A 2,659-nucleotide genomic window follows, 5' to 3' on the forward strand; every position below is an offset into this window, starting at 1 on the left:
TGCTCATATAAATAGCACCATTTCGGTAAATCAAATTTGGAAAACACAAAAAAACCACATATTAAAAAACTAAAACACCAACAAAACTCAAATTTCAATTCCTTAATCCCCCCCCCCCGATTTTGCCGACAAACCAAGCATCGCCATGTCGCGCAAAAGCCGGGAACGAGCGACACCCGGCATTAAATCGAGAACGTATTTTCGAAAACCGTTTCGAAGGCATCCGGCCCCCCGCACCCAAACAGCCCGAACCATCTAAATTCCCTTAAGCTCAGAACCCCGCCGCGGATGCTCCTTCCTCCAGCGAAGCCTGTTAAGCGCGCTGACGAAAGCCTTCGCGCTCGCTATCGAAATATCCGTATCCACTCCCTGTCCCTGCGATATCACTCCCTCATCTGATATCCTGACCGTGACTTCTCCCTGTGCGTCCGTCCCGCCTGTTATAGACGATACCGAAAAATTCTCAAGCCTGGGATCAAGTCCCGTCGCCTTCTTGACCGCCTTGAAAATCGCGTCGACAGGCCCCGAACCCGTCTCGCGGACCGAGATCTCCTCCTCTCCCGCCATGATCGTGACGCTTGCCTCTGGCGATGAGTCCGTTCCGCCTGAGTAGCTCGCGGCCGTAAACTCGTAATAATCAGAGGACCGCAGGAACTCCTGGTTTATAAGGGCCTCTATGTCCTCGTCGAAAACGTACTTCTTCTTGTCGGCAAGCGCCTTGAACTTCGTAAACGCGTTTTCGAAAACCTCAGGCTCGAGAACATAACCGTATTCCTCAAGGCGGTCGCGAAACGCGTGGCGCCCCGAGTGCTTGCCGAGCACTATCTGGTTAGAGGGAATCCCCACTTCCTGCGGGGTCATTATCTCGTAGGTGATGCTCTCTTTAAGCACCCCGTCCTGGTGTATGCCCGCCTCGTGGGCAAATGCGTTCGCCCCGACTATAGCCTTGTTCGGCTGCACGTTAACCCCCGTTACCTGGGAAACGAGCCTGCTCGTCGGATATATCTGCGCCGTGTTTATCCCGAAAGTGTAGGGCTTCTTGTCGCTTCTAACGCTCAATCCCATAACTATTTCCTCAAGCGATGCGTTGCCGGCCCTCTCCCCGAGGCCGTTAACCGTGCACTCGACCTGCCTTGCCCCTTCGCTTATCGCGGCGTGGGAGTTAGCCACCGCAAGGCCGAGATCGTTGTGGCAGTGAACGCTCAGGATCACGTCATCCAAGTTAGGGACGTTTTTTACGAGCGTATGGATTATGTAGGCGAACTCCTCGGGAATCGTGTACCCGACAGTGTCCGGGATATTGATCGTGGTGGCTCCCGAGCGGACGGCCACGTCGACCGCCGTGCAGAGATAGTCGATGTCCGTGCGCGTCGCGTCCTCGCAGGAGAACTCGACGTTGTCCGTGTAGTTCCTCGCGTGCTTAACGGCGCCGCTTATCATCTCGAGCACCTGGTCTCTTGTTTTTCTCAGCTTGTGCTTAAGGTGTATCTCGGAGGTGGCAATGAAGGTATGGATCCTGGGGCTCTCTGAGTGCTGCACGGCCTCCCAGCCGCGGTCTATGTCCTTTGTGCTCGCCCTGCAGAGCCCGGCTATCTGGCAGCCCTTTATCCTCTGCGCTATCTTCTTTACGGACTGGAAGTCCTCCTCGGAGGATATGGGAAACCCCGCTTCTATTATGTCCACCCCCAGGCGCTCAAGCTGATAGGCGACCCGCAGCTTCTCCTCAGAGGTCATGCTGCAGCCCGGGGCCTGCTCCCCGTCGCGAAGCGTCGTATCGAATATGTGTATGTAGTTATTGTTCGACATTCCCAAAAACCTTACCCTTTGCCCTGCCGCAAAGGCAGATTTCTACACGCACCCGGCGCAGTTGTCAAAAACAATTCCGCGGGAAATACGCCCGGAACTCAAAGCGAATCCGTGTGACCAAGGTCCATGCCGGGACACACGGCGTCCCGCACCGCGCGCTTCAGTTCCTTTATCTCGGGGAACCTTCCCGTCTCCTTTCGCGACCACACAAGCTCCCCGTCCGCGCGCACCTCGAAGATCCCGCCGCTTGAGGGAACGAGCGACACCCCGCCGAGCGCTTCCCCGAAAGTGCCCAAAAGCTCCTGCGCCATCCAGGCGGACCGCGGAAGCCAGCCGCAGCGCGCGCAGTACTTTATCTCTACCATTTAGCCTTTACCCCCTCGCCCGAGGCGCTCACGCAAAGCCGCCTCCACAGTTGATTATAAAGGCAAACGAGATATACTCAAAGGCAAGGGAAGCTTTTCCCCGAATCGAACTTTTTCCCGAAGAGAGGCCAAAGAAAATGAAAACCGGAATCCTGCTCGCAACACTTGTCTTTTCCTGCGCGCTCTTTCTCGCGCCCCACGCTTCCCGGGCTGCCGACAGCGCGAAGGGACAAGAAATCTACAATGTCTACTGCGCTACCTGCCACGGCCTCACGGGGCTTGGCGACGGAGTCGCGGCCGCCGCTCTTGACCCCAAGCCGAGGGACCTCTCGAGCGCCGCGATCCTCGAGACCTATACGGACGAGTACCTGGTTAACGTGATAACAAACGGCGGAGCGGCGGTCGGCAAGTCCCCGATGATGACCGCCTGGGCCGGGATAATAAGCCCCGAGGACATAGACAACCTGGTGGCGCACATAAGGCAGAAC

General features: G+C 56.6%; 3 protein-coding genes. 1 reads left to right on the forward strand and 2 read right to left on the reverse strand.

From position 1 onward, the window contains the following. Positions 1–255 precede the first annotated feature (255 nt). Both F4Z13_05455 and F4Z13_05460 read right to left on the reverse strand, forming a co-directional pair. A complete protein-coding gene (locus F4Z13_05455) occupies positions 256–1,806 on the reverse strand; it encodes a 2-isopropylmalate synthase (protein ID MXZ48682.1) in 1,551 nt (516 codons plus the stop codon). A 98-nt stretch (positions 1,807–1,904) separates the two neighbouring features. Further along, entirely contained in the window at positions 1,905–2,171 is a 267-nt protein-coding gene (locus tag F4Z13_05460) for a SelT/SelW/SelH family protein (protein MXZ48683.1), read from the reverse strand. 137 nt (positions 2,172–2,308) lie between these two features. Between F4Z13_05460 and F4Z13_05465 the strand changes: the two genes are divergently transcribed. Then, on the forward strand, positions 2,309–2,659 hold a 351-nt coding region (locus F4Z13_05465), incomplete at its 3' end, for a cytochrome c (protein MXZ48684.1).

The organism is Candidatus Dadabacteria bacterium (genome assembly GCA_009837205.1).
GTDB lineage: Bacteria > Desulfobacterota_D > UBA1144 > Nemesobacterales > Nemesobacteraceae > Nemesobacter.